The organism is Streptomyces sp. ALB3 (genome assembly GCF_044385685.1).
Lineage (GTDB): Bacteria > Actinomycetota > Actinomycetes > Streptomycetales > Streptomycetaceae > Streptomyces.
In genome coordinates this window covers 204,492-229,319 of sequence record NZ_JBISCE010000027.1, presented here as the reverse complement: position 1 = coordinate 229,319, position 24,828 = coordinate 204,492, and the positions used below count along the sequence as shown (strand labels likewise).

The following is a 24,828-nucleotide window of genomic DNA, read 5'->3' as shown; positions in this document are numbered from 1 at the left end:
GCACCGGAATCAGCCGGAGGACGGAGGCGCGACCACGGGGACGCCGGTGGTGCAGGACGCGTCGTGTCACCGGCAGCCACGGCTTGACCCGTCGCCGCTCCCGTGAGGGTCCTGGAGGGCATCGCCTCCAGGACCCCGGACTTCAGGCCATCAGCGCGCCGGCCCCGGGGCGCCGGCGCGTGAACCTGAAGGTGGCTGCGTTCTCCCCGGTGGTCCACCGGTGGAAGCCGGCCTTCTCGAGGACCCGGACGGAGGCCGCGTTCGACAGTTCGACGTCGGCGGACACGGTGTGGACGTCCGGCAGGGTGAGGGCGAACCCGGCCAGTGCCCGGGTGGCCTCGGAGGCGTAGCCCCGGCCACGTCGGGAGGTTACGACGCCGTATCCGATCTCGAGTACACCCGCGCCGGGCGGCCAGAACAGCCCGATGGACCCCACCACCGAGCCGCTGTCGCGCTCGATGACCAGGCGGTGGCCACAGGTGCCGAGCCAGTCGGGGTGGTGGTCGAAGAGGCCCGCGATGACTCGGTCACCTTCGGCGGGAAAGTCCTCCGCCCAGTGCGGGGACCGGATGCCGTCGAGGACCGCAACGGCCTCGTCCACGGTCCAGGGCCGCAGAACGAGACGCTGGGTGACCACATCGGCATGGGCGGGTGAGGGAGGGGAAGACATGTGTCTCTCCTGGTCGGCGGAACGACCGGCCGCGCTCTGCTGTCGCGGGCCGGATGAGGGCATGCTGATGAGGACCGACGGCGGCCATATTCATCAACCTCCCCATCCCGGGACCAGGATCTGACGTACCGGCGTCAGCGTAGTAGCCCCCTTTCGGCTGGGGCAATCGCCTTTGTGGACGGCGTCATGGTCACAGGCCAGGTCCCGGACGCCGGCCGCACTCCTCGCTCGGGGGTGCACGCGTCGGCCGCCGACAGGCGGGGAGCCCGCGTCAGCGCGGCCCGGCACAACAGTGGACGCGTGGGCGCCTACCGTTGGCTCGTCCGCACAGCAGTGTGGTGACACCGTCCTCGTGCCCGCTGGGTGAGGCCGACCGGAAGGACACGCTGAAGATGACTGGGCAACGCGACCGTTGGGCGGAACTGACCGGGGGAGGAGGCGGGGAGGAATATGCCCGGCGTTTCGCTCGGCTCGTCGAAGCGGGCCACGACATCCACGGCGAGGCCGCCTTCTGCGCCGCTCTGCTGAAGCCCGCCGCCCGGGTGCTCGACGCCGGATGCGGTACCGGCAGGATCGCGATCAGGCTCGCCGAGCTGGGCCACCACTGCACCGGTGTGGACGTCGATTCCTCGATGCTCGCCGTCGCCCGCCGCGACGCCCCCGCGCTGGACTGGCTTCTCGGTGACCTGGCCCGTCTGGACGCCCTCGGCCTGGAACCGGACTTCGACCTGGTGCTCGCCGCCGGAAACGTCATCCCCCTGCTGGCCCCCGGCACCGAACCGGCCGTCGTCCGGCAGTTGGCCGCCGCACTGCGACCCGGAGGTCTGCTCGTGACGGGCATGGGACTGGACGCGGCGCACCTGCCACTGGCGGAGGCGCCGGTGACCCTCACGCAGTTCGACCACTGGTGCAGCCGGGCCGGACTGACCCTGAGGCAGCGCTACGCCACATGGAGCGCCGATCCCTACCACCAGGGAGGCGGCTACGCCGTCAGCGTGCACTCGCGCCCCGCCACCTGAGCCCGCGCCCCGCCGCACCTCCCGCCGCCGCCGCACCTCCCGCCGCCGCCGCACCTCCCGGCGGCGGGGCCGAGGCATGGCCGTCTCCAGATGCCTCCTACTGCTCCTTCTGGGGCAGTTCCGCGTTGCGCCAGATCGTGAGGTCGAGGTCGACGTACGTGCTCGGGTCGTTGCTGCCCGACCTGCCGCGGTAGGTCACCACCGCGATGTGCCCCGCGTCGCTGAGGACGCAGAACCGCGACCCGTCACTGAGCTGGTCCAGACGGATCTCCTTGGTGAAACGGGTCTCCGTGCGGCACCTCTCCAAGGAGCCTTCCTGCGCGTTGTCCAGGAGGACCATCCTGGCGTCACCGCTGCGGATCTCGTCGCTCTCCACGACGTTGAGTGTCTTCGGCTGCAGGTACAGGTCCCCGTCGGTGACGGAGGTCCCGCTCCCACCGGCACTCGGACGTGGAGGGCTGTCCGCCAGCATGAGGTAGTACCGCTGGGGCAGGGAAATGCCCTTGTACGTGACCGGTTTCGGGTCCGCCTTCCCCGGGACGCCGTCCGAGGCCGCGCTGCTGCCGCTCGCGCCGGTCGTCGGGGACTTGTCCCCGCGGTCGTCGCCGGAGCCGTCCGGGAGGAGGGAGCGAATCACTCCGAGGACGATGACCGTGCCCACGATCGCCCCGGCGACGATCAGGCCGGTCCGCTGCTTCCTGGGCTGCCGGGGGAGCGTCTGGGGGGCCGGGAAGCCGGGCGGCGGGGTGCGGTGACCCTGCGGGGGAGCGGGGTGCATCGGGTAGCCGGGTGGTGGCGGAACCGCCCCAGGAGCTCTCCGCGCGGTCTGCGTCGGCTGGGTGGCCTGTCCGGGGCCCGTCGGCGCGTTCGGGCCGGCCGCTCGGCCGGGGGCCGAGTGCCGCGGGGGCGAGTACAGGGTCGGCGTCGGCGTGGCAGGGGGCTGGGGCTCCGCGGTCCTCACCGGTCCGGGCAGCCGCAGCCGCTCGGTGATCGACGCGGCGACTGCCTGCGGCAGCCAGTCCTCACCCTGGCGCAGTGCGACGGGCGAGAGCTCGTGGCACAGCTCGATGATCTCGGTGAGGCTCGGCCTGCCGGCCGGATCACGGGTCAGACAGCGGCTCACCAAGGGCAGCAGTTCAGCCGGCACCTGGGTGAGGTCGGGGTCCTCGTGCACGATCCGGTAGAGCAGCGCGTGCGAGGGTCCGCCACCGTATGCGGGCGAGCCGATCGCCGCGAAGGCGACGATCTGGCCCAAAGCGAAGATGTCTGTGGCGGGGCCGACGGTGCCGGCCGACGCCTGCTCGGGCGCCATGAACGCCGGGGTGCCCACGCTGACACCGGTACTGGTCAGCGCGGTGGTGTCAGCGGCGCGGGCGATACCGAAGTCGATCACACGGGGGCCGTCCGAGGCGAGAAGCACGTTGGCGGGCTTCAAATCGCGGTGGACGATGCCCGCGCCATGGATGACATGGAGGGCCTCGGCCACTCCGACCGCAAGGAGCAGCGAACTCCGCAGTGGCAGCCTGCCGTGCCCGGTCACGGCATGCGCGAGGGAGGGACCGGGCACGTAGGCCGTCGCCAGCCACGGTTGCGAGCTGTCCGTGTCGAAGTCGATGACCGGCGCGGTGTAGAGGCCCTGCACCCGTTGCGCGGCCTGGACCTCCTGCCGGAAGCGCCGCCGGAACTCGGGGTCCTCGCCGAACTCGGGCCGGATCACCTTGATCGCCAGGGGTCGTCCGCCCGGCGTGTAGGACAGGTACACCTTGCCCATGCCGCCCGTGCCGAGCACGGCGACGAGCCGATAACCGCCGACGGAGGCCGGATCGCCCGGCCCGAGCGGTTCGAGATGGCTGGCAGAAGGCGTACTGGTCATGACGCATCATCCCCTGTTGGTAACCGGTTCGGCTCCTGCTGCGGTCCGAGGCCAGGAGGAGCGTACCCAGAGCCCGGCGTGTCCCTGTATCCGTTCCCTCGCCGGGGCGTCCGCGTGGTCAAAACCCGCCTCCCACGCCTCGGGGCCATTCGCTCGCCGGCGGACTCCGTGTCAGCGGGAAGGACGTCAGCGGCGTCGACGGGACGACCCCGCAGGGGGATGCCGGCCCGTCACCACCCGTCAGGGGCCTCGTCCGGGGGCGCCGCGCACGGCCGGTTCGACCGGACGTCAGTGAGTCATGGGGCAGGCGCTCGCAGATCGGCTGTTGGCGTACGTTCACTCAAACGATCGAATTTGCTTACTGAATCTCCCCATGGTGCTCGTGTTCGGGCCGCCCGGTGTTCCTCCGGTGCGGCGTCGAACGGCGAGAGGCCCTGGTGACACGCCATACCCGAGGCCCGCGCACTCGTGCCGGTCCGTTCGCAGGGCGTTGATTTGCGGCAGATTGCGCTGATTGCATAAGGCGACGCAGGCCCCCAGGGGTGGCCTCGGGCCCGTCGCCTAGGTGCACAATGGCTCGTCCGCTGATCACACTTTCGCCGGTCTGAGCTTGAGTGACATGAAACGTCCTTCTACGATTGCGAATTTTTACTTGTCGGCACATCTGGTACGCCCGGTGATCACCTCACCGTGGGCGACTTCTGCTCCCTCGCACGCCGCTTTCGTCAGACGCGTGAGGACGTACCTCCGCCCCGCACCGTCCGGGGGCAGGCCGTGACGGCCGCCCCGCTGACAGACCGGGAGATCTCCCTGGTCCGCACGAGCCTGACGGTCGTCGCGCCGCAGGCCGCGGAGATGACCGTCTACTTCTACGCCATCCTCTTCACCCGCTATCCAGAAGTGCGGGGGCTGTTCCCGGACAACATGGACGTTCAGCGTGACCGGCTGCTGCGCGGACTGTTGCGCATCATCGATCTCGTCGACGACGTCGACAACCTCGTGCAGTTCTGCTCACGCCTGGGCCGGGACCACCGTAAGTTCGGGGCCCTGGAGGCCCACTACCCAGCGGTGGGCGACTGCCTCGTGGCCTCCCTGGCCCGCTACGCGGGAACCGCCTGGAACGCCGAGGTCGCCGCCGCATGGACGCGCGCCTACACCACCGCCGCGCAGGTGATGATCGCGGCCGCCGCCGACGACACCCGGCTGCGCCCGGCTTCCTGGGAGGCGCAGATCATCCGCAACGACTACCGCGGCCACGGCATCGCCGAGATCACCGTGCGGCCGGACCTGCCCTACCGCTTCGTCGCCGGTCAGTACGTGAGCATGGAAACCCCCTGGTACCCCCGCACGTGGCGGCACTATTCCCCCGCTCACCTGCCACGCCAGGACCACACGCTCACGTTCCACGTCAGGGCCGTCCACCGGGGTCAGGTCAGCAACGCGCTGGTCCATCACGCCACCCCGGGGCACAGGGTGCGGCTCGGGCCTCCTCAGGGAGAGATGACCCTCGCCACGGCAGGCGACCGAGACCTGTTGATGGTGGCCGGTGGCACCGGCCTCGCGCCGATCCGCGCCCTGATCGAGGAGGCCGCCGTCTCCGGGATGCGCCGCCACGTGGACCTGTTCGTCGGAGCCCGCACCGCCGAGGAGCTGTACGGCCTCGACGACATGCTGCGCCTGGCGCAACGTCACTACTGGCTGACCGTCCGTGCGGCCGTCTCCCACGAGAACATCCCCGGTCAGCAAGGCACCCTCCCGCAGGTCCTTCGCGAGTTCGGCCCCTGGGACCGGCACGAAGCCTTCCTGTGCGGTCCGCCCGACATGGTCACCACGGCCGTGCGCACCCTCCAGCACCAGGGCACCCAACTGGCCCACATCCATCACGACCCGCTGGACACACCCGTCCTCACCGCGCCCCTCACACCGCACCGACCCGGTCAGGAGTCCGACCAACCGTGACCCGCCCCGATCCCAGCCCCTCGCGCGGAGAGCGCATGCTGCAGGCCCACCTGGGCACCGGCGAACGCGCCGAAGCCTTTTACGGCCGACAGGTGCACCCCTACCTCACCGCGGCCATGCGCGACTTCATCCGACGCCAGTCGATGGTCTTCCTCTCCACCGCCGACGCCCGAGGCCACTGTGACGCCACCTTCCGCGCCGGCCCTCCGGGATTCGTCACCGTTCTGGACGACCGTACGCTGGCCTACCCCGAGTACCGCGGAAACGGTGTCCTGGCGAGTGCGGGCAACCTCACGGAGAACCCGCACATCGGCCTGCTCTTCATGGACTTCACCCACGACCACATCGGACTGCACGTCAACGGCTCCGCCCGGCTGCTCAGCGACCAGGAACTACGTGCCGCCCATCCCTGGATACCCACCGAGTCCGCCCCCGGGCGGCACCCCGTGCTGTGGACGCTCATCACGCTCCACGAGGCCTACGTGCACTGCTCGAAGCACATACCCCACCTCGAGCCCGCCCCCCGTCCCCTGGGGGTCGCGCGCACCCGCCCCAAGGACGCCGACTACTTCACCGAGCCGGCCCCGGTCCCCGTTGCCGCAGGACCTGGTCAGGACCTGCCGCTCACGGGCCCGGAGGTCTTCGGCTCCGCGTGCGACAGCGCGAGGGCGCATCCCTCCGCAGGTTCGTAGGAGTGCCGCGCCGGTGTCGCCCGCCGGGGGCGGTGGGGCTCCGGCCGGCCGGAGCCCCGGTTCACGGCCCGCGCCACAGATTCGCGAAGGCCGCGTTCTCGATGCTCCGCCTCTGGCGCACGGACTCCAGCTCCATCACCGCGTCGTGCACGGCGGCGAGCACGGCCGTCACCGCCTCGTCCTCGATGTCCGCCTCGTCGTCCGACGGACCGCGGTCGATGCCCACGGCCGAGGCGAGCGCGGCCAGGACAGGCTCCTTCTCCTCCCAGCGTTCGGCTGCTCGGCGGCGGCCGGGCGTATCGGCCAGTTCGACGCGTTCCGAGCCGAGGGACAGGCGGCCGCTGCGTTTGCGGGTCAGTTCACGGCCCTCCTCCAGAGCGGTCCGGTAAGTGCGTGCGAGGTCCCGGCCCCGGCGCCACAACCAGTCCTCGACGCCCTCGTAGGGCGGCTGCCGGGTGAGCAGCGCCGCAGCCTCTGCGAGGAGCCGATCCTCCGGGGGCCGTCGCTCTTCGGGCACGATCCGGTCCCCGTCCAGCGCGACGGCCCCCGCGGTCAGTAGATCGATCAGCTCGGCTCCCGCAAGTGCGAGCGACAGGTCACCCTGTCCCACGGCAGGCTCCAGCCGCGGGTCCATGGTGATGACGAACAGGTCTTTCGCCGTGGTCACTGAACGGCTCCCCTCGAAGAGATCGGCAGAGGTGCGTCCCCCCGGCCCCGCCGTGTCCGGCGTCGGTTCGGCGGCGAGTCGGCTGTCGAGACCATTATCGCCTCCCGCGGACAGCGAAGCCCCGCCGGGAGGCGGAGTTCCTGTAGCCCGGCGACCACGCCGCTGTGACCCGCGCGTCGACGAGAACGGCTCATGGAGAGGCAGTTCGGGCGGTCTGCGCCAGGAGGGATCGCGCATACAGGCACAGGAGCCGCGCGGACCCGCCACCCGGGGTGGCGGCGGAGCGCGCGGGCCGTCCTGCCGACGCGGAGCGCCGTCCTGTCACGAAGAGCCCGCCGAACGCTGAGCACCGTGCCGGGCACCGGGGGGACAGGGCGATGGCGCCCTGTCAGCGACTCCGGCGGGTGTTGAGCCGGGCGGCCTGGCGTGTCAGGTGGTCGCGTTCGGCGAGATCGGGCGCCTTGTGCGCTGCCTCGGCGTACAGCCGTGCCGCTTTCGCCAGGTTTCCGTCGCGCTCGTGGAGGTACGCCGCCACCGCGGTGTGGCGGGGCAACGACTCGTCCAGCCCGGCGAGCGCCGCCAGGCCGGCGCGCGGTCCGTCGGCCTCGCCGACGGCGACCGCGCGGTTCAGCCGTACGACGGGGTTGTCGGTCAGGCGCGCGAGCTCGTCGTACCACTCGACGATCTGCACCCAGTCGGTCTCCCCGGCGGTGGGCGCGTCGGCGTGGAGCGCCGCGACGGCGGCCTGGGCCTGGAACTCGCCCAGCCGGTCGCGGGCGAGGGCTGCCTGGAGGATCGCCACCCCCTCGGCGATCGCCGCGGTGTCCCACCGGCTCCGGTCCTGCTCGGCGAGCGGTACCAGGCTGCCGTCGGGCGCGGTCCGGGCGGCGCGCCGGGCGTGGTGGAGCAGCATGAGGGCGAGCAGCCCAGCCGCCTCGGGGTGGTCGACGGCTGCCGCCAGCTGCCGGGTCAGCCGGATGGCCTCGGCGGCGAGGTCGACATCGCCGGAGTAGCCCTCGTTGAAGACGAGATACAGGACGCGCAGCACGGTGGCGACGTCGCCGGGCCGGGCGAAGCGCACGCCGGAGACCGTACGTTTGGCCCGGCTGATGCGCTGCGCCATGGTCGCCTCGGGCACCAGGTAGGCCTGCGCGATCTGGCGGGTGGTGAGCCCGCCGACGGCTCGCAGTGTGAGCGCGACCGCGGACGACGGCGTCAGCGACGGGTGGGCGCACAGGAAGTAGAGCTGGAGGGTGTCGTCCACCGCGGGCGCGGTCCCGGGCGCCGGTTCCTCGTCGACCAGCTCCTCACGTCGGCGGCGGGCGGCTTCCGACCGGGTCGCGTCGAGAAACTTGCGCCATGCCACGGTGACCAGCCAGCCCTTCGGGTCCCGTGGCGGGTCGGCGGGCCAGACGCGGAGCGCCTCGACGAAAGCGTCCTGCACGGCGTCCTCGGCCGCCGCGAAGTCGGCTCCGCGGCGGACGAGGACAGCGAGCACGCTCGGCGTGAGGCTCCTCAACAGGGCCTCGTTCATCTGCGTCCCCTGAGAGGTCAGTCCGTGATGGTGGGCGGCGCGGTCAGGAAGGGGCGCAGCTCCAGCCACTCGTGGATCGGCTCGCCGCCCGCCCCGGGAGCGGCCGACAGCTCCCCGGCCAGCTCGACAGCTCGTTCGTAGCTGTCCACGTCGATCACCATCCAGCCGGCGATGAGGTCCTTGGTCTCGGCGAACGGGCCGTCGGTGACCGGAGGGCGTCCCTCACCGTCGTACCGGACGAACGTGCCCTCGGGGGCGAGCGCCTGACCGTCGACGAACTCTCCGGTCTTCTCCAGCCGGGCCGCGAAGTCGTGCATGTACTGCATGTGTGCCGAGATCTCCTCCGGAGTCCACCGGTCCATGGGTACGTCGTTGACCGGAGCGGGGGCGCCACGGTAGTGCTTGAGAAGCAAGTACTTGGCCATCGGGTTCTCCTCGGTGCCGGTGCGGTCCATTCTGGCCGCGCTCACTACGGGGACGGAGCCGACCACGGATTCTCGACACCGCTGCCCGACTTTTCTTCCGCTCTCGTGGGCGGGCTCCGGATGAGCCCCGCGGTGTCCACGCCCGCGCCACTGCCCGGGCCGGGACGCAGCGCGTCCACCAGGGGCGGCGGCTACCAGGCAGACGCGTCACCGTGTCGAGTGGCCAGGGCCTGCCGGCTGGGGCGTCCGGGGTCTTCCGGCTTCGACACGAGCACTCTTCAGCCCCGCGCGCGCCGGACCACCCGTCGCACCACGAGCGTGAGCAGGCACGCGCCTGCCAGCGCTGCCCCGAGCACGGCGGCCCGCCGTGCTCCCGGGGTGCGCGTGCCGCCGGGGAGGAGGTCGCGGGCGCGGTCGAAGGCGCTGAGCGGCACACCCAGAACGGCGTTGCCCGGGGGCCGGCGGGGCACGCGTGGGTGCGGACGGGTGGGCGCCGTTCGGCGTACGTTCTCCCACACCGCCCCCAAGCGGCGCAGCTGCCGAGGGGACAGGGACTGCTGCAGGCGGGGCAGCAGCACGTCCTCCTCGTCACGGATGTCCTGCCGGATCAGTGAGAACGCCCGTCGCACCAACTCGTCATGGCCTCGGCCCTCGTGCCCCACCCGGTCCATCTCGGCGATCAGGTCGTTGATCTCCTGATGCTCCTCCTCCACCCGAGAGGTGAGCTGTTCGCCGTCGGCAGACAGACGGCGAAGCACAGGCCAGAGCACGACCTCTTCGGCGAAGGCATGGCTGAACGTCAGCTGGACGATGTCCTTGAGCCGGCCTCGCCGCTGGGCCGGCGATCCGTCGCCGGACTCATAGAGCTCCATCAAGCGGTCGAGCTCGGCATGGTCGCGCCGCTGACGCACCAGGACACTTCGCGCACCGCCCAGTTCCCGAGTGGTCTGGCCGGCGACGGAAACCACCCTGCCTTCTTCCGTGGTCATGAACGATCCTTCTCCCTCTCGCCGGTCACCGCCCTGGGAGCCAGGGGGCTGCCGCGGTCCTGCGGTGGGGCCGGCCCGGGAACACGCTGTGAAGAACGAGCGGGGCTCCGGCCCGTGCCCGGTGGGGTGGCACAGCGCCTGTCAGTGGTCGGCGTCACGAAAGCTTCGCGGCCGGAACAGCGGGGCTGAGCAACGGACTCAGCCGTGGGGTGGGACCAGGGCAGTGCGGCGGCCCGTCGGTCCACGGACTCGGTGGACCACAGACGCACGGATCGGCACATGTTCCGGCCCGGCCCGCAGGCAAGGCCGGAACATGGTGCTCAGCGCCCTTGGCCCATGGCCTGTCGCACGGCGTCCTTGGTGCGGTCCATCAGCGCGGCCACCGGCCCGAGCGCCGCGTTGGCGGCGCCGGACTCGACTCCCGGATGGGGACGGGTGGGGGCCATCGCTTCGGCGGCCTTCACCGCTTTGGCCATTGCCGCGAGGTTGGTGACGTCGGTGCTGCGGCGGATGTGTGTGAACTCGTACCGTTCCTCGGACCGGGCGTGCTCCTGCACCTCCGTTCGCAGCTTCATCAGCCGGGGCATGAACGTCGGGTCCTCGGTGTCCAGGTCGTCGAGGGCCGCCAGGGTCTCCTTGGCCGCCTTCTCCTCGGCCAGACGGTCCTCGACGATCTGCTCGCCACCCGGAAAGCCGCGTCGGGCGAAGGGATGGACGACTTCCTCCTCCGCGGTCTCGTGGACGGCGAGCAGGCGCACCAGACGGCGGAAGGCATCGCGGCGTTCCTCGCCGGCAGTGGCCTCGACCTCGTCGAAGAGGTTGCGGATGTCGCCGTGCTGGCGCATCAGCAGCGCCACCACGTCGGCGTCCTGAGCGTGGTCGTCACAGGCGTGCGGGGTCTGCGTTTCGGTCATGGCCGGGTCTCACTTCTCGCGCATGGCGGGGTCAGGGTGCTCGCCTTCGGACTGCACGCGGTACTCGCGGCCGAACATGGCGTGGTGTTCAGTGATGACCCGCTCGCTCGGAGGCTCCTCGCCACCGTGGATCTGCTCCTGCAAGGTCTCGAACCGCTCGTGTGCCTCGCGTACGTAGCCGGCGCCCAGAGTCGTCAGGTCCATCTGCGTCTCCAGCAGCTCCCGCAGGTACGCCTTGTTCGGTTCGAACGTGAGCACGTTGGGCAGCTCGGGAGCCAGCACCGACTCCGGGTCGCGACCGTCGTGGCTCCGCATCAGGTCACACGCGATGTGCAGGTGCTCGAGCTCCATGTTCAGGTGCAGCTCCCAGATCGCCTTCACCTTGGGATCGCTCTCCTGCTCCATGAACGAGTGGTAGAGGTAGCACTCGTTGTACTCGTGGTTGACCAGTTGCTCCCACCACGTCTCACCAGGGTCCACCAAGGACTCGTAGTGGGTGACGTGCTCCTCCTCGATCAGCCCGATCTCCTGGTACAGCTGGCGGGCGATCGGCTCCATGTAGGTCGGACCGGTGTTCATGTAGAAGTTCATGGTCTGCTGCTCCGCCGACATGATGGTCAGCGCGTGGAGCTTGGACAGCGGGTTCGTCTCGTCCTTCGCATACGGGTCGCGGACGTTGTCCACGGGGTTGCGGTGGTGGTACTTCGTGGGCCGCCCGGGCATCACCTCGGTCAGTCCGTCGACGATCGCCTCAGCCTTGCGGTGCTCGATCATCTCGTACAGGTTCGCGTACCGGTACAGGTGGTCGAAGTCCTCCAGCACACCGAACTGGTACGCCTGCTTCAGATACGGATCCGGCTCCATCCGCGCCACCCAGGCGGTGAGGTCCACCGCGACCTGCTCGTAGGCGATCGTCGTCTCGAGGACCGACGAGACACCTGGCAGCAGCCAGTTGACCACCTTCTGCTGCTGTGCCTCGATGTACCGCGTGCGGGCCAGCTGCCGCTTGATCTCGGGGTCGGGACAGTGCCGGGCCAATTGGTGGCTGAACAGGATCGCCTCGACCTCGATGCCGTTCATCGTGATGATCCGGCACCGGGTATAGGGGTCACAGCGGTCCGGATCGATCGGCTTGACGTTCAGCTCACGCCAGTTGCGCAACTGCCGGTCCAGCGGGATGCCACGCTGCTCGAGCGGATTGAAGGTCACCAGGGTCTCCTCGGTGGGGCGGATGGACGGAGCACCCTCGTAGTCGCGATTCAAGTCCGCCGAGTCCGCGGGGCGCCATCCCTCATGCATAGCCCTGGGTCGCGGAGGCCGCGATCGCACACGCCCGGACAGCCCTGCCGGAACCCCGTATGACGTAATTCCTCCGAGCCGCCGGGTCGCGTGCGGCAGCGTGGCGACCCACCGATGGGAATGTCGCCGACATCGCCGGCAGGGTCAGGGAGTCACTGGGCCCGGCTCGGCGTTCTCGTCACTTCGTCGGCCGCGGGGCCCACGAGGACACGCTCGCCCCGGCCGCAGCGCACCACGTCGGGCGCGAAGCCGCCGCGATCAGCCGCCGCGAGGAAGTCCGACAGCGGCGAACGCATCACTCCGTATTCCTCGTAGTGCACAGGCAGCAGCCGCCGGGGTCGCACGGTCCGGACCAGTTCGGCTCCCTGACGTGCGTCCATGGTGACCAGCAGGCCACCGGGCAGAGTGGTGCCCCCCAGGTGCAGCACGGCGAGGTGAACGTCAGGACAGCGCCGCGCGATCTCCTCGATGCCGGGGAACAGCACGGTGTCACCGGTGATGTAGAGGCGCAGCACCGGTGGCGCACCCAAGGGACCCAGTTCCAGCAGGCTCCCCATGACGGGTGGGAGAAGCGCATGTGCGAACGCGGGGCCATGGCGGCCAGGTAGCGCCGTCACGCGTGCCTGCGACCGGTCGCCGACGATCGTTTGCGACTGCCACGTGCGCAGACCGACAGCCCGGGAGAATCCGTGGAGGCCCTGGAGGCGCCGCGAGGCGTGCGGGGTCGTGATGACCGGCAGGGAACGGTCCAGACCTCGACGCGCGATCCGGTCCCAGTGGTCCCCGTGCAGGTGGGAGAGGAGTACGGCGTCCACATCGGGTGGGAGTTCGTGCACCCCGATGGCTGGTTCAGTCAGCCGGCGGGAAGCAAGGCCGTTGCCCAGGTACGCGTAACTGCCCCGGTGGAGGAAATTGGGATCGGTCAGCAGGGTGAGCGACCCGTACCGGATGAGCATGGTGGCGTTGCCGATGAAGAGGATTTCCGTGTGGCCGTCGGGCGGATGGTCCGGCATGACACGCACCTCGCAGAGCCGAAATGTCTGTCCTTCATGGGTACCTCCGAAGCTCTGTCGTCGCGACTCCTCGGGGGTGGCCCGATCGGTACGGCGCAACGATCCGGGCGGGGGGTCGCTGTGCGGGCCGCACGCCGCCGCGCGGTGGAGAGCTGGGCGTGCCGACGGGACGACAGCATCGCTTCCGGGCGGAGGAGCGGTCGTAGCCGCGAGTGAGAGATGGTGCGGATCACGGCCGGTCGTACGGAGGGGAGCCCGACAGCGGGCGGACGGTACCGGCACCGTCTGACCGGGTAGGCGACACAGTGCGGTGCAGGTGCCGATCCGGTAGCGGAGAGAATTTCTATGTGCAATGTGCCTGATCCTCAGCAGAACACCGGGAGCGCTCCCCACGCGACGCGACCGACACGCGCAGGGCCTGACGAGCAGTCCCTGCGTGATCGCCTCACCGCCCGCATCGATGCGCTCAGCCGACGAAAGGCGTCCGCAGAAGCCGCGGTCTCGGATGCGCGAAAGGACTGCGCCCTCGATGTGGCAGACCTCGGCTCGACACGCGCGGCAGTCGCAGACGAACGCGGCGTCGCTGAGGTGGCGGGCCGCCGGCTGGCCGAGACCGAGGCCGCCTTGCAGCGCCTGGAGGACGGCACGTTCGGCATCTGCACCGCGTGCGGTTCGCCGGTCGACCAGGAGCGGATGCTCGCCGTTCCGCAGACGGAACTGTGCGTCACCTGCCGGCGCGATGCCGGGAGCCGGCGAGGCACCCGTACCGAGGGCCGTGAATAACGGGAAGGCCCCGACTTCCCGTGCAGAGCCTCCTGGCCCGCGGGGAAGACACCTGAAGGACGACGTCGGCGCGGGAGCCCGGACGGCTCTGCGAGCCGCGATGAGTCCTGCGGCGTCCGGCGGTCATACTGTCGAACCCGTTCCGAGGAGGACCACGTATGCGCAGCGTCACCTATTCGATGAGCACCTCACTCGACGGCTACATCGTCGGGCCGGACGGCGGCTTCGACTGGACGGGGCCTGACGAGGAGGTCTTTCGCTTCTGGATCGACGAAATCCGAGAGGTCGGCGTCCACCTGTTGGGACGACGGCTGTACGAGACGATGCTGTACTGGGAGACCGCCGACCAGGATGCAACGCTCGACGACGCCGACCGCGAGTGGACCGAGCTCTGGAACGCGCTGCCGAAGGTGGTGTTCTCCACCACGCAGTCAACGGTGCAGGGCAACGCCCGCCTGGCGTCCGAAGGCCTGGCGGAGGAGATCGAGCGGTTGCGGGCCGAGCCGGGCGAGGGTGACATCGCGATCGGCGGTGCCACGCTCGCGGCCGAGGCGGCCGCGTCGGGGCTGATCGACGAATACCGGACCGTGGTCTACCCGGTGCTGGTCGGCGGTGGCGCACCGTACTTCCCCCGGGGGGAACGCCGGGTGGATCTCGAGCTCGTCGAGACCCGCACCTTCAGCTCAGGAGTCGTCTACCTCCGCCACCGGGTGGTGCGTCAGCCGTCGTCCGCCGGGAACCGGGACGAGCGGGCCGGTCGATGACGGCTTGCGCTGAAGACAGGGGGGACTGCTGAGCGAGGCAGGCGATGCCGTCGGGGAGGAAGCGGTAACCGTGCCCTGGAGGACGGCCCGCGCCGCGGGCCAGGCGGTGCGTACAGCCGCGCTCGCCGAACCGGCACCGATCGTGCCGCCCAGCCAGAGCGGAACACGCGGCGCGGCCACGTCCCGGGCCGAGGCTACGGCTGACGTGAGGAACGCTTGACTTGGAGCGCACTTCAAAATGCAGACTCCCTCTTCGTGCCCGACGACCGGGTCCTAAGGGGAGGACAACCATGAAGTACCGCACCATAGGCACTGATCCGGCCAGACGCCGTGAGGTGAGCGTGCTCGCGCTCGGCGCGATGCTGTTCGGCTCGCTCACCGATGAGAAGACCTCCTTCGCCATCCTGGACCGTTACGCCGAGGCGGGCGGGAACTTCATCGACACATCCGACAACTACGCGTTCTGGACCGACGGCAGCCAGGGCGGCCACAGCGAGGAGGTGCTCGGCCGTTGGCGCCGCAGCCGCGGGATCGGTGACGAGATCGTCATCGCCACCAAGCTGGGCGCCCGCCCCCTTGCTCCCGGCACCGGGTACGTCGACAATCCGGAGGGCTTGTCGGCCAAGGTGATCCGCGAAGCCGCCGAGGCCAGCCGGGATCGGCTCGGCGTAGCCCGACTGGACCTGCTGTACGCGCACATCGACGACCACACCGTGCCGCAACGGGAGACCGTGGAAGGCTTCGGCGCGCTCGTCGCCGAGGGCACGGTGGGCCTGCTGGGGGTCAGCAACCAGGCCATGTGGCGGGTGGAACGGGCCCGGGCGCTGGCCGCGGCAGCCGGACTCCCCGCCTACGAGGTGCTGCAGTACCAGCACAGCCATCTGCGTCCCCGGTCCGACGTGCCGAGCGACCTCTTCCCGGACGGCAGCCTCGGCCACGCCGGCCCCGAACTGCTGGGCTACCTGCGGGCCGAGCCCGCCCTGACCCTGGTCGCCTATTCCCCCCTGCTCGCGGGCGCCTACGTCCGTGACGACAAGCCGCTGCCGCCGGACTACGACCACCCGGGCACCCCGACCAGGCTCGCCGCGTTGCGTGCCGTCGCCAGGGAGACCGGAGCCACCGTCAACCAGGTCGTCCTCGCCTGGCAGATCGGAGGCGAGCTGCCCGTCGTCCCTCTGGCGGGGGCGTCATCGGTGGCGCAGCTTGAGGAGAACCTGGCCGCGGTGGACCTGGAGCTGACCACCGACCAGCGGGGGCGGCTCGACGCCGCTCACTGACGCTCCCCACGGCGGGAGGCGCTTCCCGGCGCCTTCCGCCGCGCGGGACGCGGCCTGCGTCGTCCCGAGGCCGCACTCGTCTCCCGCCGACGGTCCGAGCGGACGCCCGGAGCCAGGACGAATGGCCATTCCGTTACCGTCGAGAGGGCAACCGATCAGACGTCTCCATGGTCGAACCGACGTGATCAGAAGCCACCGTAAGTCCTTGTGCGCTGTCGCCGCCTCGGCCGCCATGTTGCTCACCGCGTGCACGGGCGGGTCGTCCGACGACAAGCCCGCCCACCCGGTCTTCGGAGTGCCGGTGGAGCAGCAGCCCCGCCAGGCCCTGCTGACCACCCAGGCGGCGCGCACCGCGAGCTTCACCCAGACCCTGACCTTCACCTCGGCGTCGGGCGACACGGTGCAGACGACCTCGGGGCGGCTCGACTTCCCGGGCGGCAGGGCCGCCGGGACGATCGACTGGGCCCAGGCCGAGGACCTGACGGAGGAGGCAAGGGACACGCTGCTGGGCGTCCGCCTGGGAGCGAGCCGTGCGCCCGCGCGTACCGAGGTGGCGATCGAGCCGGACACCATCCGCCTGCGCGCGGGCGGGGCCGGCTACTGGCTACGGTACGAAGGGTCCTCCGACGCCTTCGGCACGGGCGCCGCGATCGACGCGCTCCGGGGATCCGAGGCCGCTTTCGGCGGCACCCTTCTCGAGGTTCTCAGCGGAGCCCAGAAGGTGAAGCACGCACCGGCGGAGAAGGGCGGGCGCACGTACCGGGCCGAACTCACCGTGTTCAACGCACTGCGCCTGTTCCCCAAGGATCTGGGCTCCGAGCTCACCGCCGACATCGACCCGAACGGTACGGCGACGCCCGTGCCGCTCAGCATCTCCGTGGACGCCACGGGGCGCGTCACGCGGGCGGAGGCGGATCTCTCGGGCCTGCTCGACAAGGAGGACGGTGCCCTCGACGAGATGACCGGACTCCGTGCGGTGCTGGAGCTGGGCGGGTTCGGGGCCGCGGCACCGGTCATGCCGGCGGCCTCGGAACGGACACTCGACGCAAAGGAAGCCGTCAGGGCGGTCGGTGAGATGGAGAAGGGCGGATGCGCGGATCTCACGACGGGCACCCGCACCCTCGACATGATGGTGAGCGTTCCCTGCGCCCAACCCCACGATGCCCGGATCTTCGCCCACGCACGGTTCGACGCCTCGTACCCGGGCCGCAAGGAGGCGAAGCGGATGGCTGTCGAGGCCTGCACGGACGGGTACAGGTCGGCGCCCGCTGCCTGGACGGGGGAGGGCACGGAGAAAGGCCACTTCTGGTACACCTGGCCCGGCGAGGAGGACTGGGGCGTCGGCGCCGATCCGGTGGTCACGTGCTACGTCGAGACACGGTGACGCGTCGCCCTCGAAGAGAGCGCGGTAGGAGCCGGGACGCCGGTCGCCGCCCGAGTCCCGGGCGGCAGGAGGACCGCTGAGGCGGCCCGCGTCCCGGGGGGTTCGTCCGGGGCGCGGGCCGGTGCGGTCGGGTGAGGTACCGGCTCAGCCGAGCGGGACGGCGGTGTCGCGCAGGGTGGCCAGGGCAGGCGCGTACATCCGGGCTTTGATGGTGCCGAGAGTTTCGCCCGCCTTGTTCACCTGTGCCTGGGCGGTCTCGATCGCGGTGGAGCGCACGGCGTCCTCGGCGACAGCCTGGTCGACGATGCCGGCGGTCGCGGCGTCGGTTCCGCCGTAGCGGCGGGCGGTGAGCATGGCCTCGTGCGCGGTCCGTGGCGCCAGCCGGGACTGGATCAGGGCGGCCATGCCGGGAGTGAAGGGAATGTTGATGTCCGCCTCGGGGAGACACCAGTACCCGCGGTCGGCACGCATCACGCGGAAGTCGTGGGCGAGGGAGAACATGGCGCCGGCGGCGAACGTGTGTCCCTGCAGTGCGGCCACCGTGACGAACGGCAGCGACAGCATGCGCGCGAACAGTGCGTGGACCGAGACGACGTAGTCCTGGTGCTGGTCGGCGTGGGCGAACAGCCACTCGAGGTCGAGCCCGTTGGAAAAGAACTTGCCGGTGGCAGCCGTGACCAGGGCGCGAGGGCCATCCGCCTTCTCCACTTCGTCGAGCGCGGCGCCGACGGCGTCGAGCCAGTCGGGGTGGAAGCGGTTCTCTCCGTCTCCGAGGTCGAGGACGAAGACGTTGTCGTGGCGGTCGAGCGAGGGCATGGCGACTCCTTCTAGCTGAACGGACTGACGAGCTGAACGGACTGATTGACATGGCTGCCTGCCCCAGGGCGGGGGCCGGATCGGTCACCCCGGGCGGCCACGCAGTGTGTGGACGAGCAGGTCGTGGATCTCTGCGGCGGCGGCATCGATCGGGGCTGTGCTCCGCTCGGCCCGGCACATGATCACCGCCCCTTCCACCGCGGCGATGATGAAGGCGCCGAGCCGGCGGCTGCGTTCCTCGGGCAGACCGTGCCGGACGAGGAGGGCAGTAAGGGCCTCCTGCCAGCGGAGGAAGACAGCGGCGGCGGAGCGGGCGAGCCGGGGCGCTTCGTCGTTGGTCTCGACGGCCACCGCCACGATCGGGCACCCGGCCCTGAAGCCGCTCTCCACGAGCCGGTCGCGCCACAGCACGAAGAACGCGTCGACGGCCTCCACCGGATCGTCCGCCCGCACGGCGGCGTCGATCAGGCCCGCGATGAAGTCCCCCGCCAGGGCGACCGCCTCGTCGATGAGCTGCGCCCGCCCGCCGGGGAAGTGGTGATAGACCGAACCGCGAGGGGCTCCGCTGTGGGCGAGCACCCGGTCGATGCTGGTAGCGCTCGCCCCGTACTCCCGCAGCAGGGCAGCGGCACTGAGGATCATCCGGTCACGGCTCTCACTCCTGCGCGGACTCACCTGACCACCACCCTCCTGACGGCGGGGCTGCCCGCCGATTGGGCTACCTGTCGGTAACTTATGGGCTATGCCATAGAGCATGCAAGGGGTGACGGGTGATCATTCGCCCGGCGCTGTCGCGCGCCGCCCGGCGCGACGCGTGCGCCCTGCCTTCCCGGCGCTGTCATGGGCGGCGCCGTCACAATCCGGCCGGACCGGAGGCTCAGCCGCCGTGTTCCTGATTCCTGCGACGGGTCCCCCCGCCTCATCGGCGGTGCCGTTGTATGCGTTGACGTGGTCATGTCGCTTAGCTACTTTCAGGGAGCGCTCTCCGCCCGGCAGGGCGCCCTCATCGCGACCAGCCGTCTCGGGAGCCTCTGCCATGAAGCCAATGCGATACACGTCGGCCTCCCTCTTCATCGCCTTGACAACGTTGTCCACTCTCTGCCTCGGCGGAATGCCGTCAGCGTCCGCCGCCGCGCCGACGGCTGTGTGCAACACGTACTGCGACGCGCGAGACCCTGCGCTGAGTCCCCAGGACCGCGTCCCGGTCACCGCCACGACGTCCTCACGATCGATCGCCCTGCACTTTGACGACGCCGACGCGATGGGGTGGGCGTCCATCGACAACGGTGGCCCGGGTGACCACGTCTGGCTGGACCGGTCCATGGACGGCGGCCGGACCTGGGCGTCGGGAAGCCGTCTCGGCGACACCGCGGTGCCCTCCGGGCGGCGGGGCTGGCGCACCCAGATGTACAACGTCGACGAATGGAGCACCCAGGGCGTCGGTGCCCTCCGGGCGTGCGGGCAGCCTGCCGGAGGAGCCATCGCGTGTACGTCCTGGGCGCGCACCACCTGGAACGCGGGCAGCAGGAGCACCGCGGCGGCCACCGCCCTGATGATGTCGTTCGACCGGGGCAGCAAGCTCTTCGGCGGCAACGGCTGGTGGACCGCCGCCAACGCGCTGACCGCGGTCATCGACAACATCCGGATCAGCGGCATGGGCAGCTACACCTACGCCATCGCCGACACGTACGAGAAGAACCTCGACGCACAAGGAGGGCAGTTCCGGAACGAGTACCTCGACGACACCGGCTGGTGGGGTCTCGCCTGGATCGCGGCGTACGACCTGACCGGCGACCGCCGGTACCTCGAGACCGCGCGGGCCGACGCGGACCACATGTACGCGAACTGGAACAGCACGTGCGGCGGCGGCGTCCGCTGGAGCACCGACGGCAACTACAAGAACGCGATCACCAACGAGCTGTTCCTCCAGCTCACTTCGGCTCTGCACAACCGCATCCCGGGCGACACCACCTACCTGGAACGAGCGAAGACCGAATGGAACTGGTTCCAGCGGAGCGGCATGATCAACAGCGACCGGATGATCAACGACGGCCTCAGCGACACCTGCGTCAACAACGGCCAGACCACCTGGACGTACAACCAGGGCGTCATCCTGGGAGCGCTGGCCGAACTCCACAGAGCCACCGGCGACTCCAGCCTCCTGACGACCGCACGCGGCCTGGCCGACGCCTCCACCGTCCGGCTGCAGGCGGACGGCGTCCTGCGTGAACCCGGTGAGGGCGACAGCTGCACGGGGGACGGCCCGAGTTTCAAGGGGGCCTACGTACGCGGACTCGGCACCCTCAACCGCCGGCTACCCGATCGTCCCTATGCCACGGCCCTGACCCGCTGGGCGAACAGTGCGTACGACCGGGACCGCAACACGCTCGACCAGTACGGCCCGCACTGGACCGGGGGGAGCTCCACCACGGGCTACGGCTGTCAGCAGAGCGTTCTCGACCTCCTCAACGCCGCCACGGGCTGACAGTCCGAAGCGCCGGTCCCCGCGCGAGCCGGAAGGCCTGGTCCGGCGCCGGGCCAACGCTGCTCCCCGCGCGGTCCGGCGCCGGGGGACCGCGACGGGGAGCGGGCCGGAGAGCTCGGCCGTCCACCCTGCCGTGGGTCCCCGCGGACCTGAGTGACGCAGCCGCTCGCACTCAGCGAAACGCCGTAGCCCCCGCCGCGTCGCCCTACCCGTCCCGGAGACGCTTACGATGCAGAGCAATGCGGCGAGCGCACCTCCGCGCGCGGCTGCGCACGGAAGGAGCGTCATGGTTCGTGCGGCTCTGTTCGATGTGGACGGAACACTCGTCGACACCAACTACCTGCATGTGACAGCCTGGTGGGAGGCCTTTCGGCAAGCGGGGCGGACGGTGCCCATGACCGCGGTGCACCGGGCCATCGGCCTCGGCTCCGCCGATCTGATCGAGCACCTCCTCGGACCCGCGCGGGACAGTGAGCGGGACGCACAGATCAAAAGCACGCACTCAGCGCTGTACGCGACGTACTTCGAGCGGCTGGCCGCGGTGGACGGCGCGGCCGATCTGCTACGGGCCCTGGCGGCTCGGGGCTGGAGGGTGGTGCTCGCCACCTCCGCGTCCGGGCCGGAGCTCCAGGCACTGCGGCGCGTCCTGGACGCCGATGACGTCATCGCCGACACGGCGAGCGCGGATGATGTGGACGAGGGCAAGCCGGCTCCCGCCCCGGTCCGGTACGCGATGGAGCTTGCCGGTGCGACGAGCGAGGAGACCGTGTACGTGGGTGACTCGGTCTGGGACATGAAAGCCGCGACCGGCGCGTCCGTGCCCGCTGTGGCCCTCCTGTCGGGGGGCATCCCCGCACAGGAGCTGACGGACGCCGGGGCCCTCGAGGTGTATCGCAACCCTGCGGACCTCCTCGAGCGTCTGGACAGCAGTGTCTTCTCCCGGTTCGACCGAGCCGACTGACGCACTGCACGAACGGCGACCACGCCGACCCCTCCGAGGGCGGGGGCGGCGCGTTGTACGCCCTGTCGAGCCGCTGAGTCCACCTGCTAGGGTGCGCCGATGCCAGCGATCAAGAAGTTCCAAGTCACCTTTGATTGCGCGGAACCCGAGCGCCTCGCCCGGTTCTGGTGCGAGGTGCTGGGGTACGCCGCACCGCCCCCGCCGGAGGGGTTCGCCACCTGGGACGCATACAACCGCACCCTGCCTCCTGAGAAGCAGGACGCGTGGTTCGCGTGCAGTGATCCCTCAGGCGTCGGTCCCCGCCTCTACTTCCAGCGCGTCCCCGAAGGCAAGACCGCCAAGAACCGGGTGCATCTCGACGTCCGGGTCGGCACCGGTCTGGTGGGGGACGAGCGCCTCGCCGCGCTCGAAGCCGAATGCGCACGACTGGTCGCGCTCGGTGCCACTCACGTGCAGACGCTCTACGCCGACGAGGAAAACGAGTCCTGCATTCCGATGCTGGACATCGAGGGCAACGAGTTCTGTGTCGACTGAGTGTGGCTCCGCCTAGGAGAGGCGGGGCACCGTCTCCCTCGGGATCCCTCCGGTCCGGTGTGGAGCGGGAGTCACCCCCGCGAAGTCGAGTCGGGTGCCGGCGCCGATGACCACCTGGTGGTCGGCCGGGTCCGGACAGTTCTCCGACCGCCCGCGACCGTAGGATCCCGCATGGGCGCCCGAGTGCGTCTACCGGCCAGCACGGCGACAGCCGGGCTTCTTCCGGCACGGCGGGGTACGCCCCTGGGAGCGGAGCCACCGTCCGACCTCATGCGGCGCGGAAGGGCGTCGGAGCATGGTCGCTTCGGTTGCGGGCTCGCACTAGGGTCGCCCGCATGCCTGATCTCACCCACCTCGCAGCAGTCCGGAAGTCGTACGACACGGTCGCCCTGGACTACGCCCGGCTGGTCAAGCCTCCGGCAGAGCTGGATCCGCTGTCACGAGGCATGCTGAACGTCTTCGCGGAAGTGGTGCGCACAGCCGGCCTCGGACCTGTCGCCGACCTGGGCTGCGGGCCCGGAAAAGTCACGGCCTACCTTGCCGAGCAGCATGTTCCCGCGTTCGGCGTGGACCTGTCGCCCGCCATGGTCGAGCTGGCCCGTAGCACGTACCCAGGTCTGGCCTTCACCGTCGGCTCGATGACCTCGCTGCCTGTCAGGAGCGGGAGCCTGGGCGGCATTCTTGCGTACTACTCCACCCACCACACACCGCCGGCCCTGCTGCCGGTGGTGTTCGGCGAGTTCCACCGCACGCTGGCGCCTGGCGGCTGTCTGATGCTGGCCGGCCACGTCGGGGCCGGCCAGCGTCTTCGCCCCACGCAGGCGTACGGCGGTCATCCGGTGTCCTACGAGTCCTATCTGTCCCGGCCCGACCGGATCGCCGAACTCCTGAAGCACGCCGGGCTCGGCATCACCGCGCGCCTGGTGGAGGAACCCGGCGAGGGTGCTGAGCGGACGTTCGCCACCTTTCTTGCTCACCGGCCCGCCCGCCCTTGAGGTCCTCCTTCGTCCGGGGGGCGGTCACCGTCCGGGTCATGAGGCCCCGTCAAGTACCTCGCGCAACCGACGTCCGAACTCGTCCGGCTTGCCCGGATAGCCGAACTCGCCGTCCAGGAACCCACCGTGATGACTCGGGAACATGGTCACCCGCCGTCCGAGCAGCTCGGCGGTCGCGACGGAAGTGCGCCCGGTCTGGACGTTCCGGGACTCCTCACCCAGGGCGATGACCACGCGTGTCGCAGCCGCGCTGAGCGCCTCGGCGTCCGGACGGTAGCTGCTGATCGCCCAGGACCGGTCGGAGAGCAGTGGATCATCGCGCGAGCCGTCGTCCTCGGTGGGCATCCCGTAGGCGACGGGATCGGCATCGGGCTGCGCGAAGAACGCGTCGGTGAACTCGCCCTCCCACGAGGTCATGGCCACGAATGCGGCCATCCCGGCCCCCCACCCCCGCTTCTCGTACACCTCCCGGACCCGGGCCCGCGCCCGCACGGCCGCCGGACCGTCCGGTGTGAGGGTGATGAGCGGCGGTTCGTGGGCGACCAAGGTGGTCACATCACCGGGATGCTTCGCCACGACCGCCAGTGCGGTGATCGCGCCGCCGCTACTGGCGAACATCTCGACCGGCCCGGCCGCGAGGGCCTGGAGAACGGCGTGTACGTCATCGGCCTGAACGTCCGGTGTGTGGTCGACCCGGCCGTCTCGACGGGTGCTGCGACCGAGCCCGCGCGGATCGTAGGTGACGACGGTCCGCTCGGGGAAGCGCGCGGCGAGCGCGGCGAAGCCAGCGGCGTCCATGGGCTGTCCGATCATCACCAGCGGCGGGTGTCCGTCAGCGGTCGGGAGGGGCCCGCGCACGTCGTAGACGAGGTCCGCGCCAGCTGTGCTGAGTGTGTAGGTCTCCATACCGTGTGGACCGGTCCGGCCCCGGAAACTCATCGGAAGGTAATTGCGTCGACAGAGCCCTCGGTGCCCGGCAGAGTGGCGCTCGTGACGAGCAGTGAGTTGTGGACCCGCGCGGCCGCCGAACGCTACGACGCCGAGGAAAGGGAGAGGTCCTCGGCTGCCGTTCTCGAACCGACCCTCGCCTTTCTGTCCGAGCTGGCCGGAGACGGCAGGGCACTCGAGTTCGCCATCGGGACCGGGCGCGTAGGCGTCCCGCTCCGGGCACGCGGTGTGCCAATAGTGGGCGTCGAGCTGTCCGAGCACATGGCGGCGGTGCTGCGGCGCAAGATCGACGAGAGCATGCTGCCCGTGTTCGTCGGAGACATGGCCACCACCGTGGTCCCCGGCGGCTTCACCCTCGTCTACCTCGTCTACAACACCATCACGAACCTGCTCACGCAGGAGGAGCAGGTCGAGTGCTTCCGCAACGCCGCACGACACCTTGAACCCGGCGGCCGATTCGTCATCGAGCTGGGGGTGCCGCCGCTGCGCTTCCTGCCGCCCGGCCAGGTGGCTGTGCCGTTCGACGTCTCCGAGCGGCATCTCGGCTTCGACACCTTCGACCTGGTCGAGCAGATGCTCGTGTCGCACCACTTCACCCGCGAGGGCGACGACGGCTCCTACCGTCGCGCCGCCTCCCGGCACCGGTACGCCTGGCCGGCAGAGCTCGACCTGATGGCACGGATCGCCGGACTGGAACTGGAACGGCGCGTCGCGGACTGGTACGGAGCCCCGTTCACCCAGGACTCCGCACAGCACATCTCGGTGTGGCGCAAGCCGGACCGAGACCGGCCACCGAGCCGTCGGAACTCCGCGGAGTGAAGACTCCG

At 70.4% G+C, this 24,828-nt stretch carries 24 protein-coding genes; 12 read left to right on the top strand and 12 right to left on the bottom strand.

Going from position 1 to position 24,828, the window contains the following annotated elements; all coding sequences use genetic code 11:
- Nucleotides 1–142: 142 nt before the first annotated feature.
- Nucleotides 143–670: a GNAT family N-acetyltransferase gene (locus ACHFIV_RS16170; RefSeq protein ID WP_398968759.1), complete on the bottom strand. Its 528-nt coding sequence runs from the start codon at nucleotides 668–670 to the stop codon at nucleotides 143–145.
- A 392-nt stretch (nucleotides 671–1,062) separates the two neighbouring features.
- On the opposite strand from ACHFIV_RS16170, the gene ACHFIV_RS16165 reads away from it, so the two are divergent.
- Nucleotides 1,063–1,689, top strand: a complete 627-nt coding sequence (locus ACHFIV_RS16165; RefSeq protein WP_398968756.1) for a class I SAM-dependent methyltransferase — start codon at nucleotides 1,063–1,065, stop codon at nucleotides 1,687–1,689.
- Between the two features lie 97 nt (nucleotides 1,690–1,786).
- On the opposite strand, the gene ACHFIV_RS16160 is transcribed toward ACHFIV_RS16165, so the two are convergent.
- A complete protein-coding gene (locus tag ACHFIV_RS16160) occupies nucleotides 1,787–3,562 on the bottom strand; it encodes a serine/threonine-protein kinase (protein ID WP_398968753.1) in 1,776 nt (591 codons plus the stop codon).
- 774 nt (nucleotides 3,563–4,336) lie between these two features.
- On the opposite strand from ACHFIV_RS16160, the gene ACHFIV_RS16155 reads away from it, so the two are divergent.
- Nucleotides 4,337–5,521 carry a globin domain-containing protein gene (locus ACHFIV_RS16155; protein WP_398968751.1) on the top strand — a complete coding sequence of 395 codons (1,185 nt, stop codon included), beginning with the start codon at nucleotides 4,337–4,339 and terminating at the stop codon, nucleotides 5,519–5,521.
- A gap of 35 nt (nucleotides 5,522–5,556) precedes the next feature.
- The gene (locus ACHFIV_RS16150; RefSeq protein WP_398969699.1) at nucleotides 5,557–6,213 is read left to right on the top strand and encodes a pyridoxamine 5'-phosphate oxidase family protein; all 657 of its coding nucleotides are present in this window, start codon (nucleotides 5,557–5,559) and stop codon (nucleotides 6,211–6,213) included.
- 61 nt (nucleotides 6,214–6,274) lie between these two features.
- Here the strand turns inward: ACHFIV_RS16150 and ACHFIV_RS16145 are convergent, their stop codons facing one another.
- The 7 genes from ACHFIV_RS16145 to ACHFIV_RS16115 all read right to left on the bottom strand — a co-directional run bounded on the left by ACHFIV_RS16145 (nucleotide 6,275) and on the right by ACHFIV_RS16115 (nucleotide 13,054).
- Nucleotides 6,275–6,880 carry a GOLPH3/VPS74 family protein gene (locus ACHFIV_RS16145; protein ID WP_398968748.1) on the bottom strand — a complete coding sequence of 202 codons (606 nt, stop codon included), beginning with the start codon at nucleotides 6,878–6,880 and terminating at the stop codon, nucleotides 6,275–6,277.
- A 388-nt stretch (nucleotides 6,881–7,268) separates the two neighbouring features.
- Entirely contained in the window at nucleotides 7,269–8,414 is a 1,146-nt protein-coding gene (locus ACHFIV_RS16140) for an RNA polymerase sigma factor (protein WP_398968745.1), read from the bottom strand.
- Between the two features lie 17 nt (nucleotides 8,415–8,431).
- Entirely contained in the window at nucleotides 8,432–8,839 is a 408-nt protein-coding gene (locus ACHFIV_RS16135; protein ID WP_398968743.1) for a YciI family protein, read from the bottom strand.
- A 278-nt stretch (nucleotides 8,840–9,117) separates the two neighbouring features.
- Nucleotides 9,118–9,828: a hemerythrin domain-containing protein gene (locus ACHFIV_RS16130; protein ID WP_398968740.1), complete on the bottom strand. Its 711-nt coding sequence runs from the start codon at nucleotides 9,826–9,828 to the stop codon at nucleotides 9,118–9,120.
- 320 nt (nucleotides 9,829–10,148) lie between these two features.
- Nucleotides 10,149–10,742, bottom strand: a complete 594-nt coding sequence (locus ACHFIV_RS16125) for a hemerythrin domain-containing protein (protein WP_398968737.1) — start codon at nucleotides 10,740–10,742, stop codon at nucleotides 10,149–10,151.
- Nucleotides 10,743–10,751: 9 nt separating this feature from the next.
- Nucleotides 10,752–11,951 carry a hypothetical protein gene (locus ACHFIV_RS16120; RefSeq protein WP_398968735.1) on the bottom strand — a complete coding sequence of 400 codons (1,200 nt, stop codon included), beginning with the start codon at nucleotides 11,949–11,951 and terminating at the stop codon, nucleotides 10,752–10,754.
- 242 nt (nucleotides 11,952–12,193) lie between these two features.
- Nucleotides 12,194–13,054: an MBL fold metallo-hydrolase gene (locus tag ACHFIV_RS16115; protein WP_398968732.1), complete on the bottom strand. Its 861-nt coding sequence runs from the start codon at nucleotides 13,052–13,054 to the stop codon at nucleotides 12,194–12,196.
- 531 nt (nucleotides 13,055–13,585) lie between these two features.
- On the opposite strand from ACHFIV_RS16115, the gene ACHFIV_RS16110 reads away from it, so the two are divergent.
- From ACHFIV_RS16110 to ACHFIV_RS16095, 4 genes are all read left to right on the top strand, one after another.
- Nucleotides 13,586–13,837, top strand: coding sequence for a TraR/DksA family transcriptional regulator (locus ACHFIV_RS16110; RefSeq protein ID WP_398968729.1), 252 nt, complete (start codon nucleotides 13,586–13,588; stop codon nucleotides 13,835–13,837).
- 158 nt (nucleotides 13,838–13,995) lie between these two features.
- Nucleotides 13,996–14,601, top strand: a complete 606-nt coding sequence (locus ACHFIV_RS16105; protein ID WP_398968726.1) for a dihydrofolate reductase family protein — start codon at nucleotides 13,996–13,998, stop codon at nucleotides 14,599–14,601.
- A 290-nt stretch (nucleotides 14,602–14,891) separates the two neighbouring features.
- On the top strand, nucleotides 14,892–15,878 hold the full coding sequence (locus ACHFIV_RS16100) for an aldo/keto reductase (RefSeq protein ID WP_398968724.1): 987 nt from the start codon (nucleotides 14,892–14,894) through the stop codon (nucleotides 15,876–15,878).
- A 205-nt stretch (nucleotides 15,879–16,083) separates the two neighbouring features.
- Nucleotides 16,084–17,262: a septum formation family protein gene (locus ACHFIV_RS16095; protein WP_398968721.1), complete on the top strand. Its 1,179-nt coding sequence runs from the start codon at nucleotides 16,084–16,086 to the stop codon at nucleotides 17,260–17,262.
- A 144-nt stretch (nucleotides 17,263–17,406) separates the two neighbouring features.
- Here the strand turns inward: ACHFIV_RS16095 and ACHFIV_RS16090 are convergent, their stop codons facing one another.
- Complete coding sequence (locus ACHFIV_RS16090) at nucleotides 17,407–18,078, bottom strand: enoyl-CoA hydratase-related protein (RefSeq protein ID WP_398968719.1); 672 nt, start codon at nucleotides 18,076–18,078, stop codon at nucleotides 17,407–17,409.
- A gap of 84 nt (nucleotides 18,079–18,162) precedes the next feature.
- Nucleotides 18,163–18,753, bottom strand: a complete 591-nt coding sequence (locus ACHFIV_RS16085) for a TetR/AcrR family transcriptional regulator (protein WP_398968716.1) — start codon at nucleotides 18,751–18,753, stop codon at nucleotides 18,163–18,165.
- A 436-nt stretch (nucleotides 18,754–19,189) separates the two neighbouring features.
- On the opposite strand from ACHFIV_RS16085, the gene ACHFIV_RS16080 reads away from it, so the two are divergent.
- The 4 genes from ACHFIV_RS16080 (at nucleotide 19,190) to ACHFIV_RS16065 (ending at nucleotide 23,053) form a co-directional block, all read left to right on the top strand.
- Nucleotides 19,190–20,563 carry a glycoside hydrolase family 76 protein gene (locus ACHFIV_RS16080; RefSeq protein ID WP_398968713.1) on the top strand — a complete coding sequence of 458 codons (1,374 nt, stop codon included), beginning with the start codon at nucleotides 19,190–19,192 and terminating at the stop codon, nucleotides 20,561–20,563.
- 286 nt (nucleotides 20,564–20,849) lie between these two features.
- Nucleotides 20,850–21,524 (top strand): HAD family hydrolase, encoded by a 675-nt coding sequence (locus tag ACHFIV_RS16075; protein WP_398968710.1) that lies wholly within the window; start codon nucleotides 20,850–20,852, stop codon nucleotides 21,522–21,524.
- A 99-nt stretch (nucleotides 21,525–21,623) separates the two neighbouring features.
- Nucleotides 21,624–22,058 (top strand): VOC family protein, encoded by a 435-nt coding sequence (locus ACHFIV_RS16070; RefSeq protein WP_398968707.1) that lies wholly within the window; start codon nucleotides 21,624–21,626, stop codon nucleotides 22,056–22,058.
- Between the two features lie 335 nt (nucleotides 22,059–22,393).
- Nucleotides 22,394–23,053, top strand: a complete 660-nt coding sequence (locus tag ACHFIV_RS16065; protein WP_398968705.1) for a class I SAM-dependent methyltransferase — start codon at nucleotides 22,394–22,396, stop codon at nucleotides 23,051–23,053.
- Nucleotides 23,054–23,089: 36 nt separating this feature from the next.
- Here ACHFIV_RS16065 and ACHFIV_RS16060 read toward each other — a convergent pair whose 3' ends face one another.
- Nucleotides 23,090–23,959: an alpha/beta fold hydrolase gene (locus tag ACHFIV_RS16060; protein ID WP_398968703.1), complete on the bottom strand. Its 870-nt coding sequence runs from the start codon at nucleotides 23,957–23,959 to the stop codon at nucleotides 23,090–23,092.
- 84 nt (nucleotides 23,960–24,043) lie between these two features.
- Here ACHFIV_RS16060 and ACHFIV_RS16055 point away from each other — a divergent pair, with 84 nt between their 5' ends.
- Nucleotides 24,044–24,820 (top strand): class I SAM-dependent DNA methyltransferase, encoded by a 777-nt coding sequence (locus ACHFIV_RS16055; RefSeq protein WP_398968700.1) that lies wholly within the window; start codon nucleotides 24,044–24,046, stop codon nucleotides 24,818–24,820.
- Nucleotides 24,821–24,828 lie beyond the last annotated feature (8 nt).

Excerpts from the sequence above, each read along its gene's own strand:
- ACHFIV_RS16170 (WP_398968759.1), bottom strand. The coding sequence starts at position 670 with ATGTCTTCCCCTCCCTCACCCGCCCATGCCGATGTGGTCACCCAGCGT.
- ACHFIV_RS16165 (WP_398968756.1), top strand. The coding sequence starts at position 1,063 with ATGACTGGGCAACGCGACCGTTGGGCGGAACTGACCGGGGGAGGAGGC.
- ACHFIV_RS16160 (WP_398968753.1), bottom strand. The coding sequence starts at position 3,562 with ATGACCAGTACGCCTTCTGCCAGCCATCTCGAACCGCTCGGGCCGGGC.
- ACHFIV_RS16150 (WP_398969699.1), top strand. The coding sequence starts at position 5,557 with ATGCTGCAGGCCCACCTGGGCACCGGCGAACGCGCCGAAGCCTTTTAC.
- ACHFIV_RS16140 (WP_398968745.1), bottom strand. The coding sequence starts at position 8,414 with ATGAACGAGGCCCTGTTGAGGAGCCTCACGCCGAGCGTGCTCGCTGTC.
- ACHFIV_RS16135 (WP_398968743.1), bottom strand. The coding sequence starts at position 8,839 with ATGGCCAAGTACTTGCTTCTCAAGCACTACCGTGGCGCCCCCGCTCCG.
- ACHFIV_RS16130 (WP_398968740.1), bottom strand. The coding sequence starts at position 9,828 with ATGACCACGGAAGAAGGCAGGGTGGTTTCCGTCGCCGGCCAGACCACT.
- ACHFIV_RS16125 (WP_398968737.1), bottom strand. The coding sequence starts at position 10,742 with ATGACCGAAACGCAGACCCCGCACGCCTGTGACGACCACGCTCAGGAC.
- ACHFIV_RS16115 (WP_398968732.1), bottom strand. The coding sequence starts at position 13,054 with ATGCCGGACCATCCGCCCGACGGCCACACGGAAATCCTCTTCATCGGC.
- ACHFIV_RS16105 (WP_398968726.1), top strand. The coding sequence starts at position 13,996 with ATGCGCAGCGTCACCTATTCGATGAGCACCTCACTCGACGGCTACATC.
- ACHFIV_RS16100 (WP_398968724.1), top strand. The coding sequence starts at position 14,892 with ATGAAGTACCGCACCATAGGCACTGATCCGGCCAGACGCCGTGAGGTG.
- ACHFIV_RS16090 (WP_398968719.1), bottom strand. The coding sequence starts at position 18,078 with ATGCCCTCGCTCGACCGCCACGACAACGTCTTCGTCCTCGACCTCGGA.
- ACHFIV_RS16080 (WP_398968713.1), top strand. The coding sequence starts at position 19,190 with ATGCCGTCAGCGTCCGCCGCCGCGCCGACGGCTGTGTGCAACACGTAC.
- ACHFIV_RS16075 (WP_398968710.1), top strand. The coding sequence starts at position 20,850 with ATGGTTCGTGCGGCTCTGTTCGATGTGGACGGAACACTCGTCGACACC.
- ACHFIV_RS16070 (WP_398968707.1), top strand. The coding sequence starts at position 21,624 with ATGCCAGCGATCAAGAAGTTCCAAGTCACCTTTGATTGCGCGGAACCC.
- ACHFIV_RS16065 (WP_398968705.1), top strand. The coding sequence starts at position 22,394 with ATGCCTGATCTCACCCACCTCGCAGCAGTCCGGAAGTCGTACGACACG.
- ACHFIV_RS16060 (WP_398968703.1), bottom strand. The coding sequence starts at position 23,959 with ATGGAGACCTACACACTCAGCACAGCTGGCGCGGACCTCGTCTACGAC.